Annotated in this window: 3 protein-coding genes and 1 pseudogene; 1 reads left to right on the top strand and 3 read right to left on the bottom strand. The window is 63.7% G+C overall.

Features of this window, described 5'->3' with window-relative positions; translation table 11 throughout:
• Window positions 1-291, top strand: a pseudogene (locus VJR68_RS01425) (diguanylate phosphodiesterase); the annotation flags it as partial.
• A gap of 74 nt (window positions 292-365) precedes the next feature.
• Here the strand turns inward: VJR68_RS01425 and VJR68_RS01420 are convergent.
• The 3 genes from VJR68_RS01420 to VJR68_RS01410 form a co-directional block, all read right to left on the bottom strand.
• Window positions 366-890 carry an energy transducer TonB gene (locus tag VJR68_RS01420; RefSeq protein ID WP_324145763.1) on the bottom strand — a complete coding sequence of 175 codons (525 nt, stop codon included), beginning with the start codon at window positions 888-890 and terminating at the stop codon, window positions 366-368.
• 7 nt (window positions 891-897) lie between these two features.
• The gene (locus VJR68_RS01415; protein ID WP_324145762.1) at window positions 898-2181 is read right to left on the bottom strand and encodes an acetyl-CoA C-acetyltransferase; all 1284 of its coding nucleotides are present in this window, start codon (window positions 2179-2181) and stop codon (window positions 898-900) included.
• A 13-nt stretch (window positions 2182-2194) separates the two neighbouring features.
• Window positions 2195-2556: hypothetical protein (locus VJR68_RS01410; RefSeq protein ID WP_324145761.1), on the bottom strand; the 362-nt coding region annotated here is incomplete at its 5' end.

The following is a 2556-nucleotide window of genomic DNA, read 5'->3' as shown; positions in this document are numbered from 1 at the left end:
CAGGAAATGGCCTTCATGGCCGGCCTGCTGTCACTGCTCGATACGCTGCTGTGCGCACCGATGGAATTCGTGCTGAGCCATCTACCGCTGGCGCCGGAAATCCGCGACGCCCTGGTGGAAGACCGCGGCCCGTTCGCGCCCCTGCTCGAACAGGTATATGCGTGGGAAGCCGGCGACCTGAAAGGCGCACACATGCAACCGCAAAACATCCGCAAGATGGCCGGCGCGTATTACGCCGCTACACAGTGGGCGGATCAGGTGTATTCATTCGCCGAACAGCGGCCGCATTGATAGCTCGCGGCTTAGCGAACACCGCGTAGGCTGGGATGAAATTCCAGCATCGCTAATCACAGGAAAGCCGGGATTTACGGCGTCTGCGCCAAGTCACCGGTAAAGCGCATCGGCAAATCGCCGCTCAATCCTTGCGGATGATCTGCTGGCACCGCAAAGCGCCAATGCCGCGCAATCTCCATCGCGTTCGCATCCAGGACATTGTCGCCACTGGATTGTGCGATCGACGTGGCAGTCACTTGCCCCCGCCCGTCGACGATTACATGCAACACGACGTTGCCGACTGCGTGATCTTCCATGCGCGAAGTGGGCACGGACGAAGTGGGCGTTGCGATCGGCACCAGCGTGACAGTGGCGTTGGCGGGAGCGACCGGTGTGGCAGCCACCTCATCTCGCGCGGGTACGTAGCGGGGCCGCGCCACGATCAACGCCGGCTTGGGCTGCGCGTAGCGGCGATGCACGGCATGTGCCGAATGCAGCGGGCCCGTTTCCGGCGGCGTAGCGCGTCCTGCCGTCAGGTCACTCAGCCACTGCGTACCCGCAGCGCCGATGACCAGTGCAAGCAAACTCAACGTACCAGTGACGCGCAAGCGGGGCATAGGGAAATCAGCGTTCCAGAATCGCCACGACGCCCATGCCGCCGGCGGTGCAGATGGAAATCAAGCCGCGGCCGGCGCCTTTCTGTTCGAGCAGTTTCGCCAGCGTGGCGACGATGCGTGCGCCGGTAGCGGCAAACGGATGGCCCACCGCGAGGCTGGAACCATGCACGTTGAGTTTGGCCGGATCGATGCTGCCCAACGGCGCATCCAGACCCAGGCGATTCTTGCAGTAATCGGCCGACTCCCACGCACGCAGCGTGCACAGCACCTGCGCGGCAAAAGCTTCGTGGATTTCATAGAAATCGAAATCCTGCAAGGTAAGACCGTTGCGCTTGAGCAGGCGTGGTACGGCAATGGTGGGCGCCATCAGCAGGCCTTCGCCGTGCACGAAATCCACCGCCGCCACTTCGGCATCACGCAGGTACGCCTGGATCTTCAAACCGCGTTGGGTTGCCCACGCGTCGCTGGCCAGCAGCACGGCCGCCGCGCCGTCAGAAAGGCCGGTGGAATTGCCGGCGGTAAGCGTGCCGTGGCCGGAGCTTTTGTCGAAGGCCGGTTTCAACCCGGCCAGCTTGTCCATGCTGGTGTCGGGACGCAGAAAACCATCGCGCTTGATGCCACGGAACGGCACGACCAGGTCGGCAAAGAAGCCGGCGTCGTAAGCAACGGCCAGCTTGCGATGGCTGTCCAGGGCGAGGCGATCCTGTGCTTCGCGGCCGATATGCCATTCGCGCGCCATCTTTTCGCAGTGCTCGCCCATCGACATGCCGGTGCGCGGTTCGGCCACGCCGGGAAAGGACGGCTTCAACTCGCTAAAAGAAAAACCGCGCACGGCGGTTTTCAGCTTGTCCAGCGGCGTCTTGGCGCGGTTGACCGCCAGCAGCCGCTTGCGCAGGCGCTGGCTGTAGACGATCGGCACGTCGCTGGTGGTGTCCGAACCGCCCGCGATGCCGGCCTCGATCTGCCCCGTGGCGATCTTGTTGGCGATGAGTATGGCGTTGTCCAGCGAGGTACCGCAGGCACGGGCGGTGGTGATGCCCGGCGTGGTCGGCGCCAAACCTGAGGACAGCGTCGCTTCGCGCGCGAGGTTCCAGTCCGAGGCGTGTTTGATCACCGCTCCGAACGCGACCTCGCCCAGTTCCACGCCGTGCAGTCCGAATTTTTCGACCACGGCACCGAGCACCTTGACCGCCATGCCGAAATTGCCGACCTCGGCGTAGGCGGTGTTGTTGCGGCAGAACGGAATGCGCACTCCGCCGAGGATGGCGACGCGTTGCGGTGTGGTAGGCATCGCGATCTCTCCTTCAATTCGCTGGCGCTTTACCCCAGAGTTCTTCGTTCGCGCGCCACATTTCCAGGAACCAGGCACGAAACATCGGGATTTCGTCTCCGCGCGCGGCATCGTCCATCATCGCCAGCGCCGTGTGCGGGGACATGCCTTCCGTGGTCACCTTGATCAGGGTGTCGAAAAGCTCCGTCCACAGCGGAGTGTAAGCGATGCGCGGCGCAAGCGTACTCACGCGTTTGCGTTCCGCCGCCGCGTCGCCGGCACCACGGCGTTGCGCCACCGCCTGCACCCACGGCGAATCGGCGAGGATCAAAAGCACCTCGAAACCGGCGTGTTCGAGGAAAGCACGCACTTCGTCGGGCGTGGAAAACTGGTTGC

The sequence above is a fragment of the Dyella sp. genome (genome assembly GCF_035277725.1).
Lineage (GTDB): Bacteria > Pseudomonadota > Gammaproteobacteria > Xanthomonadales > Rhodanobacteraceae > Dyella_B.
The sequence above is the reverse complement of the archived record's forward strand: the minus strand, read 5'-3'. Positions and strand labels throughout refer to the sequence as shown.

What these genes read in the sequence shown, in the direction of transcription:
- VJR68_RS01420 (WP_324145763.1), bottom strand. Translation starts at nt 890, where the DNA reads ATGCCCCGCTTGCGCGTCACTGGTACGTTGAGTTTGCTTGCACTGGTC.
- VJR68_RS01415 (WP_324145762.1), bottom strand. Translation starts at nt 2,181, where the DNA reads ATGCCTACCACACCGCAACGCGTCGCCATCCTCGGCGGAGTGCGCATT.